At 68.6% G+C, this 23,328-nt stretch carries 20 protein-coding genes and 2 pseudogenes; 4 read left to right on the forward strand and 18 right to left on the reverse strand.

Going from position 1 to position 23,328, the window contains the following annotated elements:
* Positions 1-82 precede the first annotated feature (82 nt).
* Positions 83-652: an HNH endonuclease gene (locus RZ1_RS13340; RefSeq protein WP_072812517.1), complete on the reverse strand. Its 570-nt coding sequence runs from the start codon at positions 650-652 to the stop codon at positions 83-85.
* Between the two features lie 10 nt (positions 653-662).
* Positions 663-1,226 carry a hypothetical protein gene (locus RZ1_RS13345; RefSeq protein ID WP_072812519.1) on the reverse strand — a complete coding sequence of 188 codons (564 nt, stop codon included), beginning with the start codon at positions 1,224-1,226 and terminating at the stop codon, positions 663-665.
* A 247-nt stretch (positions 1,227-1,473) separates the two neighbouring features.
* Here RZ1_RS13345 and mobF point away from each other — a divergent pair, with 247 nt between their 5' ends.
* From mobF to RZ1_RS30945, 4 genes and pseudogenes are all read left to right on the forward strand, one after another.
* Entirely contained in the window at positions 1,474-5,751 is a 4,278-nt protein-coding gene (gene mobF, locus RZ1_RS13350) for a MobF family relaxase (RefSeq protein WP_083583673.1), read from the forward strand.
* A 48-nt stretch (positions 5,752-5,799) separates the two neighbouring features.
* Entirely contained in the window at positions 5,800-6,915 is a 1,116-nt protein-coding gene (locus tag RZ1_RS13355; RefSeq protein WP_072812521.1) for a hypothetical protein, read from the forward strand.
* 136 nt (positions 6,916-7,051) lie between these two features.
* A pseudogene (locus RZ1_RS31860) lies at positions 7,052-7,147 on the forward strand (DUF2510 domain-containing protein); the annotation flags it as partial.
* Positions 7,148-7,180: 33 nt separating this feature from the next.
* Positions 7,181-7,681: a hypothetical protein gene (locus RZ1_RS30945; RefSeq protein ID WP_238072146.1), complete on the forward strand. Its 501-nt coding sequence runs from the start codon at positions 7,181-7,183 to the stop codon at positions 7,679-7,681.
* Between the two features lie 287 nt (positions 7,682-7,968).
* On the opposite strand, the gene RZ1_RS13370 is transcribed toward RZ1_RS30945, so the two are convergent.
* From RZ1_RS13370 to RZ1_RS13445, 16 genes and pseudogenes are all read right to left on the reverse strand, one after another.
* Positions 7,969-8,547, reverse strand: coding sequence for a DUF4913 domain-containing protein (locus tag RZ1_RS13370; RefSeq protein WP_072812523.1), 579 nt, complete (start codon positions 8,545-8,547; stop codon positions 7,969-7,971).
* Positions 8,548-8,549: 2 nt separating this feature from the next.
* Positions 8,550-10,619: a type IV secretory system conjugative DNA transfer family protein gene (locus RZ1_RS13375; protein WP_072812525.1), complete on the reverse strand. Its 2,070-nt coding sequence runs from the start codon at positions 10,617-10,619 to the stop codon at positions 8,550-8,552.
* 15 nt (positions 10,620-10,634) lie between these two features.
* On the reverse strand, positions 10,635-11,183 hold the full coding sequence (locus RZ1_RS13380) for a hypothetical protein (RefSeq protein WP_072812527.1): 549 nt from the start codon (positions 11,181-11,183) through the stop codon (positions 10,635-10,637).
* Positions 11,184-11,197: 14 nt separating this feature from the next.
* Positions 11,198-12,829 carry a M23 family metallopeptidase gene (locus RZ1_RS13385; protein WP_072812529.1) on the reverse strand — a complete coding sequence of 544 codons (1,632 nt, stop codon included), beginning with the start codon at positions 12,827-12,829 and terminating at the stop codon, positions 11,198-11,200.
* The gene (locus RZ1_RS13390) at positions 12,826-13,140 is read right to left on the reverse strand and encodes a hypothetical protein (RefSeq protein ID WP_072812530.1); all 315 of its coding nucleotides are present in this window, start codon (positions 13,138-13,140) and stop codon (positions 12,826-12,828) included. The genes RZ1_RS13385 and RZ1_RS13390 overlap by 4 nt, the downstream gene beginning before the upstream one ends.
* Complete coding sequence (locus RZ1_RS13395) at positions 13,137-14,897, reverse strand: putative type IV secretion/conjugal transfer ATPase (protein ID WP_072812532.1); 1,761 nt, start codon at positions 14,895-14,897, stop codon at positions 13,137-13,139. Before RZ1_RS13395 ends, RZ1_RS13390 begins: the two co-directional genes overlap by 4 nt.
* Positions 14,898-14,916: 19 nt before the next feature.
* Entirely contained in the window at positions 14,917-16,422 is a 1,506-nt protein-coding gene (locus RZ1_RS13400; RefSeq protein ID WP_072812534.1) for an SCO6880 family protein, read from the reverse strand.
* Positions 16,419-17,696 carry a hypothetical protein gene (locus RZ1_RS13405; RefSeq protein ID WP_244899330.1) on the reverse strand — a complete coding sequence of 426 codons (1,278 nt, stop codon included), beginning with the start codon at positions 17,694-17,696 and terminating at the stop codon, positions 16,419-16,421. Before RZ1_RS13405 ends, RZ1_RS13400 begins: the two co-directional genes overlap by 4 nt.
* A 269-nt stretch (positions 17,697-17,965) precedes the next feature.
* Positions 17,966-18,811, reverse strand: coding sequence for a DUF8175 domain-containg protein (locus RZ1_RS13410; RefSeq protein WP_072812536.1), 846 nt, complete (start codon positions 18,809-18,811; stop codon positions 17,966-17,968).
* Entirely contained in the window at positions 18,808-19,416 is a 609-nt protein-coding gene (locus RZ1_RS13415; RefSeq protein ID WP_083583674.1) for a DUF8175 domain-containg protein, read from the reverse strand. The genes RZ1_RS13410 and RZ1_RS13415 overlap by 4 nt, the downstream gene beginning before the upstream one ends.
* The gene (locus RZ1_RS13420; protein ID WP_072812541.1) at positions 19,413-19,796 is read right to left on the reverse strand and encodes a hypothetical protein; all 384 of its coding nucleotides are present in this window, start codon (positions 19,794-19,796) and stop codon (positions 19,413-19,415) included. Before RZ1_RS13420 ends, RZ1_RS13415 begins: the two co-directional genes overlap by 4 nt.
* Positions 19,797-19,809: 13 nt before the next feature.
* Positions 19,810-20,103 carry a hypothetical protein gene (locus tag RZ1_RS13425; protein WP_072812542.1) on the reverse strand — a complete coding sequence of 98 codons (294 nt, stop codon included), beginning with the start codon at positions 20,101-20,103 and terminating at the stop codon, positions 19,810-19,812.
* 28 nt (positions 20,104-20,131) lie between these two features.
* Positions 20,132-20,704, reverse strand: coding sequence for a hypothetical protein (locus RZ1_RS13430; protein ID WP_072812544.1), 573 nt, complete (start codon positions 20,702-20,704; stop codon positions 20,132-20,134).
* Entirely contained in the window at positions 20,701-21,474 is a 774-nt protein-coding gene (locus RZ1_RS13435) for a hypothetical protein (protein WP_072812545.1), read from the reverse strand. Before RZ1_RS13435 ends, RZ1_RS13430 begins: the two co-directional genes overlap by 4 nt.
* Positions 21,471-22,586, reverse strand: a complete 1,116-nt coding sequence (locus RZ1_RS13440) for a DUF8176 domain-containing protein (protein WP_072812546.1) — start codon at positions 22,584-22,586, stop codon at positions 21,471-21,473. The genes RZ1_RS13435 and RZ1_RS13440 overlap by 4 nt, the downstream gene beginning before the upstream one ends.
* 103 nt (positions 22,587-22,689) lie before the next feature.
* Positions 22,690-23,328: pseudogene (locus RZ1_RS13445) on the reverse strand (insoluble domain protein); the annotation flags it as partial.

Below are 23,328 nucleotides of genomic sequence, written 5' to 3' on the forward strand. Positions count from 1 at the left end.
CCTACCGCAGGTGGCGCGCATCAGCATGCAAGGTGTTGAGTTCGTTCCGGAGTCCTCGCCAACACCTATCGATGCCGGCCCATCAGAACAAGGTTCCTTGCGAATCCCCCGGATTGATCTTCGCGTGGAGCAGTGCTTCTGCGTCATACCCGTCCCGCAACGCCTCACGGATGGCGAGAGACCGCTCGTAGCGCGTGCGTCCCTGTCCGTCGAATAGTGCATGACCGGCCAGCCGGCCGAGAGCGATCGCGTAGCGCACGTTCTCGCTGTGCGTGGACTCCACCAGATGCTCAGGCCCGACGCGCACACACAGCGGCTCATTGCACTTGTGCTCGCAGACCACATCCGGCGCCAGAGGCCCATGCACCAGCTCCACCGAGAAGCGATGCGCGAGCATCGTGCGTTGTCGGTTCTGTCGTTGGAAGTTGAACCGGCCGTACCCGTCGGGCGCACTGATCGCACCGACCCAGTACCAACACGTCGGGGACTTGACGACCTTCGACCAGAACGCCGCGATGTTCGCCTTCGACGGGCGGAGCGAGTTGTCCACCACTCGGACCCGCCGCGTTCGATCTTCCGACTCATCAGCGACGAACTCGACGTCGAGATCCGGGAACCCGATGTCGAGCGCGGGTTCCACATCGTCAGTCATGACCGCAGCATCATGACGCCGCAGGCGCCGTCTGCTTGTCGTCCTGCTTGTCTTCGGACGAGGATGCAGCCGACTCGGCGGCATCGGCGACACCGAGATCTGCCTTGGCTTGCATGATGAGCTTCTTCGCCTCGCGGGTGCTCACGCCGAGCAACGGTGCCAGCTCCGACGCCGAGGCGCTGCGACTGAACGTCACGATCGCTTCCGCGTACTCGCGCAGCAGCGATGATTCCTGCTCGCGCTCCTGCGGAGTCAACGTCTCCGTGCCGGCTTCCATCTGCCGTTGGATCTCGGCGATCTTCGCCGCGTACTGCTCTTGGATCTTCTTGATGCGACGATCCCGGGTCTGCTCGAGCCGTTCGATCTTCTTCAGCGGAGCCTGTGCCCGAGAGGCGACCGTTGCTTCGAGCTTGGACAGCTTGTCGGTCGCTTCGTGGATGGGGCCGGCCAGCGTTTCGAGTTCCGCCTGACGGGCGAGCAGTCGCTCCCGTTGACGGCGGGCGTTTTCCCGAACGTTCGGCGTCGTGTGCGGACGAAGTGAGCGGCGAGATGCCGAGTGGGACGTCGAGGCCATGGGCCGGAGTGTAGCGGCTCGCGCCGGTCGCGGGGCGGCCGACGCTCGGAATCTAGGACGCTCCATCGACGTCCAGATCCGGTCACCACACCGGCAAAGATTGACGCCCACTCGCCCAACATACGCAGCTCCGAGGTCTGACAGGACCATCGAGGTCCTGTCAGACCTCGGACCGAACTCCGTTCGCCAAAAAGAGCTCTACACACCTTATGCACTAAAGGTGCGACGTGGCATAATCGGCGCCGTGATGACCGTCCACAAGCTCAATGCTGGGGACGGCTATGTCTATCTCACCAAGCATGTCGCCAAGGGCGACGCCACCGAGTCCCGCAAGCCCGATGCGGTCGATTACTACGTCGCGAAGGGCACTCCGCCCGGCATCTGGTGCGGCAAATTGGCCGAGAAGGTCGGTGTCGAGGTCGGCACCGAGGTCACCGAATCTGCGATGCGGTCGGTGTTCGGTGCGGCCCGCACCCCGAACGCCTTGGACACCAGGCCCGGCCCCGGAGCGTCGGCCGAAGTGCACCTGAACTGGTCCAGGGAGACCGCCCTCGGGCGGGCGTTTTCGTGGTTCGAGAACAGCCAGGAGTACGTCAACGACGTCGAGGACCTGTGCAGCGCGTACAAGGCGCAGCACGGCGAGTACCCGACCACCGAGGCGAAGAAGGACATCCAGTTCGCCACCGCCCGCAAGCACCTAGGCCGCGAAAACGGTGAGAAGGCGGACCTGCTCAGCGACGAACAGGTGTGGCAGTTCATCACCGAGCAGTACAACAAGGCGCGTCAGCCGGTGGCCGGCTACGACCTGGTGTTCACCCCGATGAAGTCCATCTCGTTGCTGTGGGGCCTCGGCGACGCGCAGGTCAAGGCCGCGGTCGAAGAAGCGCACAAGCAGGCCGTGGACGAAGCGTTGGAGTGGATCGAAGATCAGGTGATCTACACCCGCCGCGGGAAGGGCGGTGAGCGCAAGGTCAAGGCCGAAGGGCTGTTGATCGCCCGGTTCGATCACTTCGACAATCGCGCTGCGGACCCGAACCTGCACACCCACAGCGCGGTGCTCAATCGTGTCTATGCCGAAGGCCGATGGACCACCATCGACGGGTCGATTCTCTACAAGGCGAACGTCGCGGCGTCGGAGAAGTACAACACCCGCGTGGCCGATCTGGTGGCCCGCACGCTCGGTGTCACCTTCGCCCCGAGAGCGGATACACCGGTCGGCAAGCAACCGGTCTACGAGGTCGACGGCATCCCACCGTCCCTGATCGAGGAGTTCTCCCGCCGCGCCGCGATCGAGGCACGCCAGGAAGAACTGGCCCGCGACTACAAGACCCGCTACGGCAAGAATCCACCGAAGAAGGTGCAGTACGCCCACGCGCAACAGGCCACCCTCGACACCCGCAACGCGAAGAATCCCCCACGTTCCCTGGCCGAGTTGCGGGCCGAATGGCGTGAGCGGGCCGAGGCGATTCTCGCCGGGAACAATCCCGCAGAGCTAGTCGAATCTGTCCGCGGTGAACGTGACCGCCGACCGGTGTTGACTCCGCAACAGGTGCCGGCCCTCGTCGACGAGGTCGTCGAGACGCTCTCGCACAAGGTCGGGTCGTGGACGGTGTTCTCGGTGACCGCCGAGATCGAGAGACGACTGCGAGAGTTCAGTTTCGCCGACGACGAGCAGCTGCGCGCCATTCACGATGATGCACTCGAACTCGCCCTGCGCGACTACTGCCTGCCCATCGACGTCGAGGAATACCACCTGCCCGAGCGGATCAGCGACCGCATCGAGCGGGGGCGGCGGCGCAGTCTGCTGGTCGATCGCGCGCAGATGCGCTACACCGCTCAATCGGTTCTCGACGCCGAGGACTTCATGCGCCAGCAGGCCGACACCGGCGACGAACACACCGTGGATGACCGGATCATCCGCCGCACGTTGCGCCGGATCGAGCAGGCGAACGGGCACGAGCTCGGTGCCGATCAGCTCGCGATGATCACCCACTTCCTCACCGCCCGCACGCGTGTGGCCGTGGCGGTCGGGGCGGCCGGCGCCGGCAAGACCACCGCGGCCACCGTGATCGCCCGCGCCTGGGAAGCGGTCAACGGAAACGTCCTCGCCCTGGGGCCGTCGGCCCGGGCCGCCGAAGTGCTCGGTGAGGAAATTTCGGTGGAGGGACGCACCATCGCCGACGTGCTCACCCGCCACCGCGTCGGCATCCCGACCGGCATCGGCAGGGGTGATCTTCTGCTGGTGGACGAGGCGGGCATGGCCTCGGCCCGCGACCTGGCGGACCTGACGCGCATCGCCACCGACGCCGGGGCGGTGGTGCGTTTGCTGGGCGATCCGCAGCAGCTCGCCTCCGTCGAGGCCGGTGGTGTGTTGCGGGATCTGGCCGATCGCACCAACGCCCCGTTCCTGCGCAAGGTCCACCGTTTCGCCACCGTTGGTGAGGCCGAGGCGAGCCTGCAATTGCGCAAGGGCGATGTGACGGTGCTCGAGTGGTACGAGCAGAACAATCGCATCCGGCAGGGCATGGCGCACGAGCTGGCCGATCTGGTCTTCGACGCCTACGTCGCCGATGTCGAGGCCGGCCAGGTCGCGTTGATGGTCGCCCCGACCAACGATCTGGTGCGCCAGCTCAACGAGAAGGCCGCCGCCTACTACCGCGCAGGCGGCACCGTCACCGGCCCCGGCATCGTCCTCGCGGACGGTCTCGAGGCCGCGGTCGGGGACGTGGTGGTCACACGGAAGAACAATTCCAAGTACGTCGTGAAGGACTCCGACGGCAAGAAGGCCGGTCGGGTGAAGAACGGCGACCTGTGGACCGTGGCCGCAATCGGCGCCGACGGCTCGCTGCGGCTGCGCAACAACATCAGCGGCGGGCAGGTCACCGTCGCCGCCGACTACATCACCGACAACGTGCAACTCGGCTACGCGACCACCGTGCACCGCTCGCAGGGCATGACGGTGGGAAGCTGCCACGTGCTCGCCGGGGCGAACATGGATCGCCAGTCGCTGTACGTGGCGCTCAGCCGCGGCAAGCACACCAACATCGTCTACGCCGCCCACGACGAGCTGCCCGACTGGGACTTCGAACATCACCCCGACGAGCATCCCGGTGCGATGGGGTTGCTGGCGAAGATCATCGCTCGCGACGGCTCGCAGCGCACCGTGCATCAGATGATCGAGGACGAACAGCGCAAGGCCGCGTCCTGGTCGACGATCACCAACAGCTACATGCTGGCCCTCGGGGAGCTGTACGAGGACTACACCGAACAGCTGCTCAGCCGGATTCTCACCGACGAGCAGTTCGGCTGGGTGCACGGCCTCGGCGGGTGGGATCAGATCGTCACCTACGTCGCCCGGTCGGAAACGTTCGGCTGGGACACCGAGGCCCTGCTGCGCCAGGCAGCGTCGGTGATGAGCGCCGAAGGCAAGGCCGGGCGGATCGACACCGACCGCAACTCCCCCGGCCGGGTCATCGCCCGCGCCCTGAAAGAGCGCATCGATGCCGAGGACGGAGCGCGGCTGCCGCGCCGCCGCACCGACGCGGTGGCCGCCTACCGCGTGCCCGCGCTGACCGAGGCCGCGGCCGACACCGATCCGATCCTCGCCGCCTACGCCCGCTCGTGCGAGCAGCAGATGCACGCGTTCATCGACTCCTACACCACCGCCGCACTCGAACGTAGCGCCCCGTGGATCGTCGCCGTCGGCCAGCGGGGAACGGACCCTCGTCGGGTGCGACTGTGGGAGTCCACGGTGCGGGAGATCGCGATCTCGCGGGTGCTGGCCGACGCCCCCGTCGACGAGAACGACCCGATGGCGTATCTGCGTGAGGCACGCAAGACGACGATCGCGGCGAACATCGAGCGACTGAACCGGCCCGCCCCGGCCACCGACGAGGTGGTCGGTCCGTACGCCCGCTACACCGACGCCGAACTGAATTCGGCACGGGCGCTCAGCCGGGGCCGGCTCACCGAAGACGCGATGTTGCTGTCGTTAGCGAAGGACGAGCTCGACCGGGCACGAGGCGAGGCGTCCGCTCTCGGAGCCGTCGAGCGGTCCCTGGCGCAGGTCGAGATCGACGAACGCAACATCGCGGCGGTGCGTGCTGCCCGCGCCCGCCTCGACGCGCTGACTCGTTCCCCGCAGGCCACCGAACAGCAGATCGATGCCGCTCGCGCCGCCGTGGCCGCAGCCGAACAGGTGGCACCACTCGAGCGTCGCTGGGCCGTGATCGAACGCGGCGCCCAGCACTACCGGGCTGCCGAAGCTGCCAAGGCCCGCGCCCGCGCCACCGACGACCAGGCCCTCGGCCGGATCACCGACCGCATCACCCGACTCGAAGAATCGATTGCCACCGAACGCACCATCCTCGGTCAGATCGACGCCGAACTCGCCCGCCGCAACGCCGGCGGAACCGACTACACCACCGGCAACCCGACGCGACAGACCCAGGCGGACTCGTCGGCGAACGCCCCTATCGACCGCGACCCGCTCGAACACGACACCGGTCCAGAACGGGAACTGTAAGCCCGCCGGCTACGACCCCCGACCCCGAATGGCACAAGGAGAACAACGATGGCGGACAACGACCAGAAGCGACGGTTTCTGCGCAACCGCGGACGGTCGGCCCACCCCACCGACGCCTCGATTCCGCCGTCCTCGGAGACCGCGGCCCCGGCCGGTGTGCCGGCGGTGCCGCAGCGCAGGCCGGCCAGGGCGCAGGCCACCCAGGACGTTGTCGACCTCGTGGGTTTTCTCCGTGCAGCGGAGAATCGACGCGCTCAGGGCCGGCCGGCACCCACACCGAAGTCGATGCGCGACGTTCTCGGTGCGTTCCGTGGACAGCCCGCGCAGCAGACCACCATCCAGGTTCTGGCAGCGGCAGCCACCACTCGACACCTGGGCGCGCAGTCGCAGAACACCCGCAGGTGGGAGCAGTTGGCGCAGGAGAATGCTGCGCGACTCGAAGCGCTGCGAGCACAGCAGTACCGCCAAGAACAGCAGCGGTATGTACAGGTGCAGATGCCCCCGGAGGAGATCCAGCGGCGCATGGCCGAGAAAGAAGCCGCCGACCGGGACAGCGACAATCGAGCCTTCGACGCAGCCGCAGCTCTCGCGTTGAGTTACGTCGCCGCCAGGAGTGTGCCGTCGTTCGACAAGCTCGCCGAACTGTCCGAACAGCACCTCTCGGTTGAACGGGCCTCGGAAGTGCCGGAATCGGTGACCGAATCCTTCGCCCGCGCCGCCGACGCCGACACCGTAGAGATGAACTTCGACAAGGCCGCGGACAGTTCGCCCGCGTTCAGCGGCCCTGATACACGCACCGAACCGGTGGTCGAAGGCCACGAAGCGGATGTATCCGACCAGCTCGAACGGGTCGAAGAACCCGCACCCACGAACCGCGGGGATCTGGGCAAGATCGGAGCGGTGCTCGAGTCCGCCGGCCGAGGTCTGGCCACCGCGGTCGGCCCGATCAACGGTGACGACGAAGTCGCCCCTCCCCTGTCACCCGTCAATCTGAACCAGCTCAGTCAGGAACTGCTCGATGCGATCGGTGCTGCGATGAGCAGCCACCCCCGGTCGGTGACCGAGATGCTCAACACCGAACGACGACCCGACCACACCAACGAGACCGCGTTCGTTCCCGACAATGGTGTCGAACACAGCCAGGAAGCGACACTCTCGTACTGACCTGTTCCCGTCCCGATAGGGGGTAGTCGGACCGTGCTCATCGCCTCGGGTGTCCGTTACGCCTGGTTACGGACGTAACGGTGAGGTAACTCGCGCACGATCTGCGTACAAAACCAGAACGAAAGATCGATGCCTGATGAATCCCACTCCCGGTTGGTATCCGGACCCCGCAACCCCCGCCCAACTCCGGTGGTGGGATGGGCGGAACTGGACCGAGAAGACAACTGCTGCGCCCGCCCCGAGCACTACTAGCCCCGTGGACGCCATGGGGAACACCGGCCCGGTCATAGCGACCCCGGTCATAGCGACGACGAGCAATCCGATCGCACCATCCGCAGCCCCGGCCGCGTCGACGTCCACGACGAACTACATGCCGAATCTGATCGGTGCTCTGGCAGCAAGCGTGGGTATCGTGATCGGAAGCATCGGACCGTGGGTGAGTTTCATGGCCATGTCCAAGAACGGCATCAGCGGTGACGGGGCGGTCACCTTGGTCCTGGGCATTGTGTCCATGATCGCGATGTTCTCGATCCTGTCCCGCGGCGGAATCTCGCGCATCGGAGACCGATGGATCGGCGTCGGCGCCGGGGTCATTTGCCTGGTGATCTCCATCCCGAACATCATGAACGTCACCTCGGCCACCACGGAGGTGTTCGACCGGACCATCGGAGCGCAGGTTGGATGGGGACTGTGGCTGACCGCGCTGTCGTCGGCAGTGTTGTGTCTGACGGGACTGACTGTCGCCAAACAAACCCGCAGGAAGTAACACGCTCGCTCACAGCCCCATGCACTCTGGCGGCGGTACCGGCCGCATCGGAACTGACCTGCAGCCCCCGACACGCAGTCACACGCCGACAACGAGGAGTGTCCCCACCGAGCGGGGGTAAGGCCGTCTGCGGGACCGCGCCGACGACGGCACCCTCACCTGCCGCGACCCCCCACTTGCCGACGGCCCCTTGGACAGGGCCAGTTTCATGCCACTCCTTCCAATGCCTCGTCCCGGCCCGGCGCGGCCGAGGATCGTCGTGTCGTCGCTCGGATCACTGCTGTCTCCTAGTCGTGCTGGCTGATGATCTTGTCGACCAGCTCGGGCGGAACCGGGTCGGCGGGCATGGCGGGCCAGCCCATGAAGCTGCGATCGGATTTGGCGTTGGCCATCGGTCCGGTGTCGCCGTCGAGGATGACCCTCAGATGTGGTTCGAGGTGCTGGATCCACCACGAGGACATCGCGGACATCGAGTCCGACATCCGTGCTTCTTCCCAGGCTTGGTGCAGCGCGGTCAGGCGGGCGACGACCTCCGGGTAGGCCCACCACCGCGGGTCCCAGGACAATCCACCGTCGTTGTCGCTGATCCGGCGGCGGATCACCGGCAGGAAGAATCCGTTCACCCAGTCGATGACGTTCGTGTACTTCGGCTGCTTCTTCTCCTGCTCCGGATGGGTCGCAGGCTGCGAGGACTCCGGGACGATCGTGTGCTGAGGCTGCGTCGAGGGCTCCGGGACGATCGTGTGCTGAGGCTGCGTCGAGGGCTCCGGGACGGCCGGTTGCTCGGTCGTGTCGGCTTCGTCTCCGTCTCCGGCGTCGTTGCCGGTATCCCATCGATCGTCGGTCGTTCGGGGCAGATTCACCATGCTTATTCCTTCGACATGAACTCGGATGTGAACAGGGCAGCTGTGCGGGAGGGCTCCACGACCGGCTCGTCAGCCACGGGTGCCTGTTCCGGCGTGTCGTACTGGTCGTCCTCCCCTGCGCGTCGCGGTGGACGACGGCCTGCAGCCGGCTGTTCCGGTACTCCGTACTCGAAGCCGTCCGCGAAGGTCATCGGTGAACGGTCGGTGACCGGCCGATCGGATTCCCCGACGGGCAGGGCTTTTTGCTGGGCGGGGCCGAGCTGCTTGCTTTCCTGCTTGGACTGGCGGATCTTCTCGGCGAACGGGGAGCCACCCCAGAACGCTTTGCGGACCAGGATCGGGGTGGAGCCACCGATCGTGACGAGGGCGCGGGTTTTCGGCAGTGCTCGAAGGTCCCGCTTTTCGAAGATGGTTTCCTTCTGCCAGCTGCTCGACACGCTGGCCTGACTGCTGGAGAAGAAGCCGGCGGGGCGACTGCGGGATTCGGTGTCGACGTAGTGGGTGCCGACGGCATCGACCAGGCCGGACAGGAATGCGTCGTCTTCGACGTTGCCGCCGTACCAGATCACGCTGCACGCATCGACCATGGCTTTGAACGCTTCGCGGCCCCAGACCTTCTCGCCCTGGGAGGGGGACTGGAAGAAGGTGATGAGGATGATGCCGCGGCCGCCGAAGTGTGAGTACCAGCGGGGCAGGTCTTCGAGCTTGCAGATGTTGGCGGCCTCGTCGAGCACCGCCGTCAGCGGGAGCGGCATCCGTTCGGAGTCCTGCTGCTCGGAGTATTCCTCGGCGCAGGTGAGGATCTGCCCGACCAGGGCACTCGAGATCGCCGAGGACGAGCCGGGACCGTCCTTGGACAGCGCATACATCGTGTCGGTGCGGGCGACGAACTCGTCGGCGAGGAACTCCGGCAGGTCGTGGACGTGCTCACCGTCGCTGATGGTGACCTGGCCGGACCCATCGGTGCCGATGACCACCCGGCGGTTCGGCAGGACCGCTTCGGCGTAGCGAGGTTCGTCCAGCGGGGACAAAAAGCGCCGGGCCATGTCGTAGAAGCCGTCGCGCTGTTTGGCGTTGACGGCCTGCTTGCCGCGCATCGTGCGGGCGAGTTCCGGGTAGCCGTGCTGCTCGAGCACCGCCGGGGGGATCTGCGATTGGGTGTGGGTCAGCCACTCGACCACGTGCCGGATGTCCCCGCCGGCCAGGGCGGCGGCGAGCAGGTAGGAGGCGAACAGGTCGCGGGCGTTGCCGTCGAAGTAGGCATCGACTCGGGCACCGGGATCGGTGGCGGCGGAGATGAAGTAACCGCACACCGCCGCAGCAGACGGCAGGTCGGTGACATTGCGCAGCGGATCGAACCAGAAGCTCGCCCGCTGCTGCCGGTTACCGGTGCTCACCCCTTGCAGGTCGAACACCCACACCCGCCCGCTCTGGCGGCGGAGGCCGACGGTGTGCGAGTACACGTCACCCCGGTTGGACGCCACCAGCGCCGCCCCGGGGGCGTGGCAGATCGCCGGGATCGCGAAGCTCGCCGACTTGCCCATCCGGGCGCCGGCGAACGCGATCGCCACGAATTCCCAGGTCATCCGCAGGGTGCGACCCCCGACCACGGTGTCACCGAGGGGGATACCGAGGTAGCCGGGATGGTCTGTCGGGATCGCCGGGGCGAGCCGGTCGGTACTGGCCGCGAGGTACGTCGGGTCGGCCTCGTCGACCTCCCGCGGATCGACCATCGTGCGGGCGAGACGATCGATCTGCTTCTCGAAGCGGGTGCCCTCGACCGTTTCGAGCACCCCGAACCGGCGCAGCGCCCACCACCCGGCCCCGGCGACCGCCGCGACCAGCACCACCTCGAGAATCAGGACGGTCGTCGCCCCGGCCGGCCAGCTCGTCGCCCCCAGCGCCAGAGCGAACAGCAGGCCGATCGGATTCCAGGTGGGATCGTGGCCCCCGCCGGTGTTGTAGGCGATCGTCGGCAGATACGCCACCACCACCAGAGCAGGGAACGCGGTGAGGATCACCTCGTCGGCGCCCGAGGAGGTACGGGGCCGGTCGCGTCGCGTCTGTGCCATGGTCGTGCGCCCCTTCTACTGCTGGAATCGGTAGTCGGTCAGGCGCCACCCGTCGTCGGTGCGGACGGTGGTGGTGCGCCAGGTCTGCGCGGTCAGGCGGGTGCTGCGCCCGCTCGCGTGCAGCACCGTCTGGGTGCAGGTGAGATCGATGACCACGGTGCGCATCCCGGCCGGTGCGGCCGGGGTCGAGTCGGCCCGCACACAGGTCGCGGCCACCGCGTCCTTCGACGCCGCCCACTGCTGCCAGTCCGGGTCCGGGCGTACCTCGGCGCGGGTGCCGGATTCGGCGACGGCGAGCAGGTCCCCACCGAGATACGCCGTGGCCCGGATCAGCGCGTCGGCCTTGCTCTCGTCGATCGCGGGCTGCCAGGACAGGATCATCCCCATGGCCGTGATCGCGGTCTGGTCGGCGCCCGTCTGCTGGGGCGAGAGCGGCTCGATCACCTGGTGGTCGTCGCTGCCCTCATGAACGTGCTGGTCGCGGGTGGTGTCGCTGCCGCAGCCGGCCAACGCGACGGCGGCCGCGGTGCACACCGCCGCGACGGTGATGCGTGTGATCCTCACGGGCGTACCTCTTTTCACTGGTTGCTCATCGCCCGGTACTGCGGTTCGGCGGCGATGATCTTGTCGGCGTAGGGGCGGGTCTGCACCACGTAGTCGGTGTGCCCGGTCGGGAAGCCCCCGGAGGCCAGGACCGCGCCTTCGCCGGCGTTGTAGCCGGCCAGATACAGCTCGGTGCGCCCGTTCGGTGCGGAGACCACCCCGTCTGCGATCGCGCCGTCGACGGTGGCCGCGAGGGTGCACATGTAATGGCCCTGGGCCATGACCGCATCGCCGATGCTGTTCACATCGACCTTCCCGTCGCCGTCGTAGTCCCGGCCGTAGGACGCCCACGTGCCGGGCATGAACTGCGCCGGTCCCCTCGCCCCGGTCACCGACACCGGAGCGTCGGTGCCGTGGCGGAAGCCGTTCTCGGCGGCGAGCTGGGCGGCGAGCAACGACGGCGTGATCTGCGGGCAGATCGACCCGGCCCGCTCGAGCCACGGCGCGAACTCGTCCGGCACCGTGCCGTCGGCGAGCCGGTCGCCCAGTCCCTCACCGGAGATGAGGCAGTCGGCGGCCGCGGCGGTGGCGTTGCCGCGGCCGCCGGGCAGCGCTCCCCACGACACCAACCTCTCGTCGGTGCCCTGCCCCCGGACACTGATGTGCACGTGGTCGTAGTGGTTCTGGGTTTCGCTGCCGCGGTCCTCCATCAGGCTGGGGGCACCGCCGACGGGGTAGTAGGTCTGCCGCCAGATCACGTATTCGACGTCGAAGAACTCCGCGTTGGCCAGGATGTAGTCGGTGATCTCGTCCCCGAGCGCCACCCCGTCGCCGGAGCGGTGGTTCGGGATCATCACATCGATGGCCCGGCCTTCGGTGTGGTCGGTGGCGTCACCGCCGCCTGGGCGCCAGCCGCCGATACCCCCGATCCGGTCGCCGAACTTCAGGTGGGCTGCGCGAGCGACCTTTTTCGCATCGACCTGCAGGCCCTGCTCGGAGCCGGCCGACGGCGGCAACGGCTGCGCCAGATTCCCCCGCGGCGGGGCCGGCGGCACCGGCGTGGTCGGCCCGGCCGAGGACTGTCCCGGGGCGGGGGCGGCTTCGTAGTACGGCAGCGGATCCACCGCTTCGGTGCCCCAGCCGCCGGGCCAGAGTTCCCAGTGCAGGTGCGGTCCGGTCGATTCCCCCCGGTTGCCGAGGGTCGCGATCTGCTGACCGGCGCGGACCTGCTCACCGACTTCGACGGTGTAGGTGTCGATGTGCCCGTACACGGTGGACACCAACTGCCCGCCGCGGGTGTGGTCGAGCACCACCCACTGCCCGAACCCGCTGGCGGGGCCGGCATGGCGCACCACCGCGTCCGCGGAGGCGTAGATGGGGGTGCCGACGGCGCCGGCCAGGTCGATGCCCTGATGCTGGGTCCCCCACCGCTCACCGAACCCGGAGGTGAGGGTGACGGCGGAGGGATCGACCGGTTTGAGGAACGAGCCGGTCGGTGCGAGCCGGTCCCCCGACCCCACACCCGAACCGGGGCCGAGGCAGGTCGTGCCGTTCTCGCGGTCTTGTTCGTCCTGGATCCCCATCACCAGCACGAGGAGCAGGAAGAACGGAATGAGCGTAAGCGCCAGGATCAGCGCGATCAGCCCGGTGCCCCCCTTGTCGGTCACCGCAGACTCAGATCCTCGGCGAGGGCTGCGTGCTTGCGCACCAACGCCCGGTTCAGCTCCTGCGCCAACGCCAGCTCCGCCTCCAGGGCGGCGACTTGCTGCGGGGTGCGGCGGGGACGGCGGCCGGAGCGGTTGACCCAGCCCCGCACCGTCGTCTCGGCCACCTCCAGCTGCGCCGCGGCGGCTCGCGTCGCGGCGGTGAAGCTGTCCCCGGCCTGCATGCGCTGAAGGACCGCCTCGATCGCGGCCTCACGGGTGAGGTCATCGACCAGGGTGTACCGGCGGCGGCCGGGACGGCCACGCCGGCTCATGCTGCGAACTCCGTGCCCCGGTCCTCGTCGGCGGCCCGCAGACGGGCATCGGTGTCGTGAATCCCGGAGTCCTTCTCCGCCTGGGGCACCCACACCTTGAACGGGGTGCCCGGTGTCGCGCCTTCGCCGAGCTTGAGCAGGAAATGCCCGACACCGGCCGCGGTGCGCGTGCTGTCCGCCACGCCGGGAGCACCGTCAGCCGAGGCCAGCGCCTTGCGTCGGGCTTGGCGCAGTGTCTTCTTCTCCTCCACCGAGTTGGTGGTGTCGTTGGCCCAGCCGGTGACCATCGCGCGTTCGGCCTGCGAGAACGTCATGAAGTGAGCGAGGCGGTCGAGTTCGGCTTCGGGGACCGGGCCGATGATCCGGGCGCGGGAGCGTTCGATCATGCCCAGCGCGCCGACCTTCTCGAAGTCCGCCAGCGAGTGGGTGACCAGCGTCAGCGCCACACCCATCGACCGCTGCAACCGCTGCACCGCGTCCAGGCGGGCCACCGCCGAGCTGCCGGTCTGGATCACCTGCCAGACCTCGTCCAAGATGATGTGCGCCGCGATCGACTTCGCGCCGGGCACCTGGTTGTCGGCCAGGATGTGCGCCGCCTCCACCGCCGCGAACGCCTCGTTCCACCCGGCGAGCAGCACGGCGGCCCGCATCAGCTCGTCCCCCGGCGGGACGGAGGACATGTCCAGGTCCACCATCGGCTTGGTGATATCGATCCGCACGGTGCTGTGCCGGTTGAAGGTCTCTCCGAACCGGCCCTTGACCAACGCGCGCAGCGAGCGCAGCAGCGGTTTGATCTGACCGCGGTATTCCTCGGCGGTGTCGGCCACCGCATCGTCCCTCAGCTCGTCGGGGCCGGAGGCGATCAGCGTCAGCAGGTCCTCGATCCGGGCCGCATGATTGTTGTCGAACGTCGAGCCCGGGGCGTAGAGCAGCCGGATCGCCGAGGCGAGCAGGGTTTCCTCGAAGTCCTGCAGCGGGCCGCGGCGGACGATCTCGAGCAGCGCGCAGATCATGTTGAGCTGGCGGGCGTGCAGCGCGAACTCGGCCTTTTCCCGCTCCAGGGAGCCTGCGGGGAGCTGTTCGATTGCGTCGCCGATCGGGCCGCGGCCCAGCGGGTTGATCGCGCCGGTGCCGTAGCCGACCTCGCTGACCTGCCCGCCGACCTGCTCGGCGAGCACCCGCAGGTCCGGCTTGACGTCGCCGGGCACGAGCACGAGCGTGCCGCGGGCGATGTCGCCGAGGGCGATGCGGCGCAGCAGGGTGGATTTGCCGAAGCCGTTGAGGGCGCAGATGAAGCAGGACGGGGCGGTGATCGCCTTCATCTTCCAGGCGTAGAGCGGATCGAAACCGACGGCGGCTCCGGTGGTCAGGTGCCGGCCCAGCGGGGTGCCCAGCAGCGGGGCCTTCGCGCCGACGATCCACGGATAGATCCCGGCGACCTGCACACTCGTGCCGCGGTATTCGACCGGGGGCATCACCGTGGACATCCGGCCCCCGCCGGGGCCGTCGAACCCGCGGGCGTCGAGATCGGCGACCTGGCGGTCGAAGCCGTCGGTGTTGATTCGGGTCAACCGCTCCACCGTCGCCCGGCGACTGTACTGGCGGGTGACCAGGCTTTTCTTCCATGCCTTCTTGAGTCCGGTTGCGGTGGCGGCCTGCTCTTCGAGGCGGGAGAGCTCGTCGTCCGACAGCAGAGTCTTGGCGATCTTCTCCGCTGTGAGCAGCCGCGACGATCTCGTGGCGTTGCGTGCACTCATGCCTATAGCCCTTTGCGTGTCAGTTGCTGAGGAAGCTGGGAATGGTGGTGTGGTCCGGGGCGATGACCCCGACACCGAGGCAGGCCGCGAACGCGGCGGCCTGCCAGCACCAGGAGCGGCGGATCGTCAGCCGGCTCTGGCGCGAGAGGTCTTCGATGAGGGCGTCGATCTTCGGCACATCGGCGCTGCCGGCCGGTTCGGTGACGGTGATGAGCACCCCGAAGCGCACCATGCCCGCACCGCGGGCCTGCTCCATGCGGGCTTGCGAGGTGGCGGCGACCTCGATCTGCGACTTCGCCGAGGCGATCGAGCCGTTCTTGAGCGAGCCGCCGTGGGCCTCGGCCATCGCGTTGCGGTAGTCGCGGTCGGCGATGTCGGTGGCATCGCCGGCCGAATGCGGCCGGTAGAGCACCGACACCCGCTTGAGCGGCACCGCATCGTTCGGCGCCAGCAACCTTTGCAGCACCCGTTCGGTGACCGCGCCCTTGGGGGCTTCGCGCATCTCCCAGGTCACCGACACCGCGCCGTCGTGGACGTACTTGCCGCCGTCCGGGCTTTCCAGGGCGGTGCGCGGACCGCAGTCCTCCCAGCTCAAGCCGGTGCCGTCGCCGGAGTGCAGGCCGGCCTCGACATCGACGAGCGAGGCCGGATCGTAGGAGCGGCGCACGAACGCCATGACCTCGTCGGCATCCATCGGCGAGCACGGCACACCGGCCCGCGCCGCCGCCGCGGTCAGCGCGGGCAGCCGGCGGCCGAGCTCGACGGCCTGCTCGGAGGGGTCCTGCCTGCGTTCGGTGGTCTTGGCCTCGAAGGTGATCGCAATGCGGGCTGCCAGGCGGATACCGCCCGTGGTCAGTCCGGTGGCGAGCTGGTAGGCCGCGTCGCGGGCCAGCGGCGGGGCGTCGGCGCGGGTGTTCTGGTGGACCGTCTCGTACAGCTCGATGCCGGTCTCGGGCAGGGTTTCGACGGTGGTGACCACCGCGAGGATGTCCGAGGTCTCCCCCGCCGCGGACAGGAACTGCGCCCAGTTGCCGACATAGTGATCGATCACGTCCTGATCGACGGCCTCGGCGCCCTGCGGGTAGGCGTCGAACACGACCGTGTAGGCACCCCGGCTGGGCATGTGGATCATCCCGAAGGTGCGCCCGTCGGAGTCGATGCCCTCGTACAGGTCGGTGTCGGCGAGCACCCCGGGAAGCCGGTACGCACGCCCGGGAACGCGGGAGAACGTGCCCGAGGCGTAGGTGTGCTCACCGCGACGGCGTGCCCGCCAGAACTGGACTCGCATCAGTGCCCTTTCGTAACCGGACCGCCCGTCGCGGGAGATGACCAGGGGGATGAAGCACACGATCACCGGGACCGCCAGCAGCACGGTGACCTTCAGGCCGAAGAACAGACCCGTGATGATGACCAGGGCCGCAGCCGCGATCGCGGCGATCGAGGTGCCGAAGGTGGCCCCGAGCAGGCCGGTCTCCCGAGGCCGGCGCCAGTTGCCGTAGGTGTTGTAGGTCTTCTCCTCGCTCACTGCTCGAAGCCCCCTCGGTGGAACTGCTGACCGGCACCGGACGCCACCGCGGCCGCGGCCGCATCACCGGAGGATCCGCCGCCGGGAGTGCCGGAGGTGTTGCCGCCGGGCTGACCATTCCCGCCGCCGCTGGGGGTGCCCTGCTGGTTGCCCTGCGGAGCCGCGCCGGCACCGCCACCGGAGGGGGTGCCCTGCTGGTTGCCGGCCGGTCCCCCGCCTGCCGCACCGAAACCGGATGGTGCGCCGCCGGTCTGGGCGCCGCTGGGCGGGGTGCCCATGCTCGTCGACGTCGACGACGTGGTCGCCGCTCCGGACGCTGCGCCACTGGCACCGCCGGTGGCGAGCATCCCGCCGACCTTCGCGCCGACCGCCGCCGCACCGGCCGCGGCTGCCATGCCGCTGCCGCCGCCACCGAGTGCGCCGACGTTCGGGACGATCAGCCGCATCAGCGCCGGGAGCACCAGGGCGGCGGCGCACAAGGTGATGACCCCGGACAGGGCCATGAACCCGTCCCCGTTCTCGGGATCGGTGATGGTGGGGGTGACCTCGAGGAACAGGATCGCCGAGACCCCGATCACGAACGCCCCGACCGGTTTGACCAGCAGGAACGCGATCGTCCAGGCCAGCATCTTCTCGAATGCCTGGCTGCCGACCTTGGTGCCCCCGGCCGCACCCGCGATGGGCAGTGCCGCCGCCATGAGCACCAGGATGCCGGTGCGCAGCAGCATCAAAAACGCCATCACCAACCCGCCGAGCATCCCGATGAGGCCGATCAAGAACAGCAAACCGACACCGGCCGGACCCGCATAGAGCTGGATCGTCACCATCGCTTCGGCCAGGCGGGACGGATCGGAGCCGACCGCACTGTCCATGAACCAGGCCGACACCTGATCGGCCAGACGGGTGCCGAGCACGATCATCGTCGTTGCTCCCCCGGCGAGCACCGCAGCGCGGGCCAGTTGTTTCAGGCCCTCTTCCGAGGTGTCGCGGATCGCCCCCGATCGGGCCAGCGCCAGACGCCCGCCGAGCAGGATCAGCGACAACGACAAGGCGGCGACCTGGATGTAGAAGGTGTAGTCGTTGACCGTGGCCACGGTCTTTTGGAAGGTGTCCCCGTCCATCTCGGTGCCGGTGATCCACCATCCCAGCGCGAACTTCAACACCGCGACACCCGCATTGCCGATCCACAACGCAGTCTTCTCGACCGCGCCCGCAGCTATCTCGTCGAGCTTGTTCTGGACTTTGAGAGACCCTGCATCTAGAGCGCCGCTCACGCCCTCTTTACAGGTCGGGAGATTGACTCCGAGAGCGTCATTAGCCCATGAGGTCAGATCCGACATCGCAGCAGCACTGGGTAGTGCGCACGCGACCAGATCGGTGACGACTTCCGTGCCGCTGGGGGCGGAATCGTCTACGTAGTCCTCGACTGTCCCGCCCGAGGTGCCCTCGGTCGAGTCGGTTTCCTGCGCAGATGCCGTGGTGGCGACTGAGAGAGCAACGAACAGAGTCAGGAGCGTGACGACAGCACTGCGTAGTAAGTGCTTCACCACCACGACGACCACCCGGCCGCGTCGATGGGTTCGGTGCCCTCTCCCATTCCCACCGGATCGATCTTGAGAACCCATCCGGCCCCGTCACGCCAGACCAGAGGAAGTTTCGAGTAGGAGATCACGGTCGAACCGTCGCTCTTCTGTACGGGGCGTCCGAATTGCACGAGTGTCAGGTCCGGATTGAACAGGACTTTGACCATCGGCAACGCCGAGGCCGGCGAACTGTCTGGGATGCCAAGACTGGCCTTAGCCACCTCACCATTCGGGTCCGACAGCAGACCGGCTTCCACGAGCATGTCCGTTCGGTCTGCGCCCGAGGCGAAGTAACCGCCGTAATGAGCAGCGGCCAACGCCGCTCCCTGGGCTGTGCGGGAGAATCCGGTGGCGACACCGTTGTCGGTGAATCCGGTGGGGCCGTCGGAGGTCGAGAACGGCAGGTCCATGTTGCCGTGGATGCGTTGGAGCATCACTCCACTCGGTGCCTGATCGGCGGGCCGGTTTCCGCTGGTGAGGGTGTCGGACAGGATCACCCCGTGGGGTTCGAGCGGTACGTAGATGACGCGGTTGGCTTTGTCGAAGATGGGTTCCGGTTCGAACTGTCCGTCCTCGACCTGAGAGGTGGTAGCGCCTCCGGTGGTCGGCTCGAGAGAGACCAACGGTTCGGCGTCATCACCTCGGAAGACCATCACGAGGCTGACCACGACGCCGACGACGACGATGACGGCCACCGCCGCCAAGCCGATGGTGAGTTTGGTCGCCGCCGATGCTCGCTCGTTCTCGGATTCGAGTGAGGGAGTGTTCTTCTCGTTGGTCGAGTCGGTGGTGTTCTGCTCGTTCACTTGCGGGTCTCCTCGAGATCGACCAGCTCCGACGGCACGCCGTCGAGAGCGGTGATGGTGGCGGCGGTATCGTCGCTGGGCAGGTTCAGTCGCCAGTCCCCGTCGATCCACACCACCTGGGTGGTCGCCGAGGCGAGCGAGTCGTCGGAGAACCGCTGCACGACGTCGACGGTGGCGGCGGTGTCGCTGTAGTCACCGATGGTGTAGCCGACGATGGTCGGCACCATCTCCGGATCGGTGCCCGAAAACTCCACCAGCGCCCGGTGGGCGGCGTACAGGTCGCGGCCTTCGCCGGGGGCGGCCACCCCGGCCAGGATCGTCGGCCAGGTGCGATCGGACGCGGTGGCCAGCTGCACCGACTGGGTGATCGCCGCCAGGGCCGCGCCCTGCGGGGTGTGGCTGAACCCGGCGAAGGGCTCCCACTCACCGCCTCGAGGTCCGTCGGTGGTGCCGATCGGCACCTCGATGCCACCGACGGTCACCCACCGAGTGATCTGCGGCGGATCGGTCAGCGACACCGGGCTCTCGCCTGTGTCCGATCCCCCGCAGCTGGTAGCCACCAGCGCCACCGCGACCACCGCGGCCCGCGCCCCCCGACGCATCATCGTTCGTTCTCCTCGTTGCCGGATTGCTGCTGTTGCTGCTGTTGCTGCATCTGTTCGAGCTGCTCGATCACGGTCGGGGAATGGCCGCCTCCGAGCTGGTGGGCCTGGGGCCCCTGGGCGGTGGCCAGCAGGATCGTGGCGAGGGTGGCGGCCACACCGCCGGCGAGGATCGCGCCGATGTTCGCTGCCAGGAACTCGGCAGCGGTGGGGGATTCGAGGCCGGCCCCGTGCTTGTGGTCCCACGCCAGGCGTGCGCCGACGAAGATCACCTTGGCCACACACAGGAGAAAGACGATCCCGGCCGCGTACCCCAGGAGGGTCTGGAACCCGTCGAGGACGTCGGGGGGCGGGCTGACCACGCCCTGTGCGGACACCTGCATCGCTGACCCCGCCTTATGCCGCGCTGGTGACGGCGCTGAGGATCTGGTTGGCGGAGATGGCGACGATCGCGCCGACGAGGGCACCGACGAGCATCTTCGGTGAGTCCCCGGATCCGTGCTGCCACTTCTCCCACGCGAACTTCCCGCCCGAGAAGATCAGGGCGGCCACGCACGCGAGCGTGACGCCCCACAGCAGCCAGTTCAGCAGCTTGAGCAGGCCGTTCGCGCCCGGCGGCACCTCCGGGTTGATGTCGAAATTCACGGCGCCTTGCGCGAGAATCGCGGTGTCCACGACTGTCTGGAACATGCAAATGTCCTTTGCTCGAAGGTGCTGGCTACTGCCCCGACCACAAGGTCGGCAGGGCGGATTGGAGTGCCGTGACGATGCCGACGCCGGCAGCGATCACGTCCTCGGGAACTGCGATCACGGCTCCCTTGGTTCGAATCGGCACGCCGTCGAGGGCGCGCCAGGTGGGCAGGCTCGACCGGGCCGCCGAGGCCAGGAAGCGATGCCAGCCGATCGCCCAGTGCGCAGCCACCGCGCCGGTGACGATCGAGCGCAGCTGACGCACCTCCTTCGGGGGCTGACCGGGCGCGTTCGCGACGGTGACCAGGCCGAGCAGCTCGCACACCAACCCGCGGTGGCGGTGCTCGAGGATCAGGTCGTGGGCGCTGGACAGGCCCTGGATGGTTTCGCGGCAGACCACCACCACACACGGCGATTCGGCTTCCCGGGCGTCACCGCACGGCCACTGATGCCGAGCATCCTCGGCGAAGTCCCAGTACCGGGCGAGAGTGGAGACCCCGGCCCCGCCGTGCGCACCGAGCAGCCACACCGCCGGTCCGGGCGCAGCCACCGGGTACGGATCGACCCTCACCTCGACGCTGGTGCGTTCGCGGGTGCTCATGCCGGCTCCCCCGCCCCGGCCTGGTGATCGGTGTCGCGGTCGCCGGCCTCGATGCGGCCCAACGCGTCGAGCACGTCGGTCCAGGCGTCGATCGACCCGGCCGACAGGCGGCGGTGATCGACGGTGCCCGGCCGCGCCAAGGCCGCATCGAAGGGCACTTCGACAAATCCGGCGACCCGTGGGGCCAGGTGCTCTCGGATCGGGGCCAGATCCACCAGGCGGTGCGGCATCTGGTGCGAGATCGACACCACCGTGCGCGAAAGCACGCCGTGGCCGTAGGTGCCGATGAGCCATTCGAGACCGTCGCGCATCCGGGCCAGCGGTTCCGAGCGGGGCGGGGCGACGATCACGATCGCGGCCCCGGCCTCGAGCAACGGGGCCAGACGCCGCGAGCGCAACGCGGTACCGACGTCGTGGATGCGGGCGAGATGCCGGTCGGCGAGCAGGCTGTCCACCAGCGCCGTGTCCGTGGCGTCGCCGTGGCCGACGACCACGGCCCCGGCGCTGCTGAGAGCCATGCGCGAGCCGAGCTGGCGGATCGCCCGCGCCGAGTCGATCGGTTCGACGCCGACCCGGTCGAGCAGGTTCCCGCCGCCGAAGGTGCCGTCGATCGCGGCGACGTCGGCGCCCAGGCCCAGGCGCAGGGCGGTGGCCAGGCCGAAGCAGGTGGTGGTCGCCGCCGCTGCGCCGGAGCCGGCCACCACGATGGCCGAGAGGTCTTCGGGCTGCTCGATTGTCGGGCTACGACGAAAAGCAACAACGTTGTTCATCGGTTCTCCACGTTCGCGATCTTCAACCCGCCGTCGGCGGGCAGGGTGGTGATCCACTGCTTGTGGATGCCTTCGTCTCCCACGGGCGGGAACTTCAGCAGCACATCGACCGACCAGCGGTTCGGGTCCTCGGTCGGCAGCACGCTCACGCAGTGCTCGGTCCCGACCGGAACGGCGTCGATGAACGACTGAATATCGGTGCCCGGCAGGACCATCAGCTCCGCGACGGCCTTGCCGTCCCGCTCGACGTAGTAGGCGTACTCGAACGCCTGGATCACCGCAGGGCCGGAATCGCGGCCACCGGGACCGTTGCCGACGACCCGGCCGGGCTCGGTGACCGGGGCGCACCACGCCGGAGCCGCGACCGTCGACGTCGAGGTGGTGGACGAGGACACCGCCGTCGGCGAGGGCAGCGGCGGCACCTGCGGTTCGTCGGTGGTGCCGACCGTCGCGGTGACCACCGCCGCGGAGACCACCGCCAGCACCGCGACACCGCCGCCGCCGAGCATCCAGGTGCGGGATCGATCGGGGCGGGCGGTCGCGGCCGCAGAGGCGCTGTCGGTGACCGGCTGGGTGGTCGTCTCCTCGACGACCTCGACCGGAGCCGCAGCCGGAGCTGCGGCAGGGGTCGGGCGAGCAGGGGTCGGGCGAGCAGGTCGGGCACGGCCGATCGCGGACTTCAATCCCCCACGGGTGCGTTCGGGGATCATCAGCGGGCCACGGGGAATGTGGGCGCGGACCCACTCCGGGGCGCCTGCATAGGGGTCGACCTCGGTCGCCGTATCGCCGTATCCGGCCCCGCCGTGCTCGTCGTCGGCCGGGGTCTGATCGTCGTATCCGGCAGGGCCGTGGGCTGAGTGATCGGCAGGATGGACCGGGGCCGGGTAGATCTCGGCTGCGGGTTCGGCAGCGACGATCGGTTCGAGGTCGGTCTGGATGACCGACTCGTCGTCGGTAGCAGGCTGTTCGGGGACGCAGGCCGCATCGACCGGGTGGAGGTCCGATGCCGGCACCCCCGCGGCGTCGAGGGTCTCGTCCGGGATCGGAATGCGCACCGATCCGGTCTCTCGTTCGTCGCTCGCAGTCGGCTCCGGCCCGTACCGCTCGGTCACGTCCGGGAAGAGTTGTCCTCGATTGCCGGTCGACAATGTGTCCTCCGTCGTCGGGTGGTGGGGGCGGAGCTACCCGCCCCCACCGGCGAGATGTTCGGGCAGGTCAGGCCGGGTTGATGCCGTCCGCGGCCGCGGTCGAGATCATCTCGGCGGCAGTGCCGAGCGAACCGTCGAAGAACGTGGTCAGCACGGTGTCCGCTCCCGCGACGACACCTTCGCCACCGGGCTGGACCTTCACCCACTCGCGGACCTGCGAATCGACCTGCGGAGCGGTGGTCACGACGCTGCGCACGGCGTCGGCCGCGGCCTGCCCAACCGGACCGGAGGAGCGCCACTGCTCGACCGTGGCATCGGCCTGCTCGGTGAGCGCCTCCTGGTGCACATCCGGCAGCTGCACCTCGATGGGCTGGCCCTCGTCGTCCCCGGCACCGAAGGCGGTCCCGGCCGCCAGACCGGCCACCCCGCCGACCACCGCGCCGGGGACCGCGCCGACCGCAGCGCCGATCGCGGCGCCCGCCGCGGTCCCGGCCACGCCGGTGGTCACCGCGGGCAGCACCGGGATCGGCAGCGGCACCACACCACCGGCCGCAGCCCCGGCGATACCGCCGATGGTGCCGCCGATCAGCGCGCCGGGAACCGCCCCGGCCGCAGCGCCCGCCGCAGCACCGGCCACCGTCGCACCGATCTGCGCAGCAGCGACCCGATCGGCACGGCTGGCATCCACGCCGACCGAGGTGTAGAA

The sequence above is a fragment of the Rhodococcus zopfii NBRC 100606 = JCM 9919 genome (assembly GCF_001895025.1).
GTDB classification, from domain to species: Bacteria; Actinomycetota; Actinomycetes; order Mycobacteriales; family Mycobacteriaceae; genus Rhodococcus; species Rhodococcus zopfii.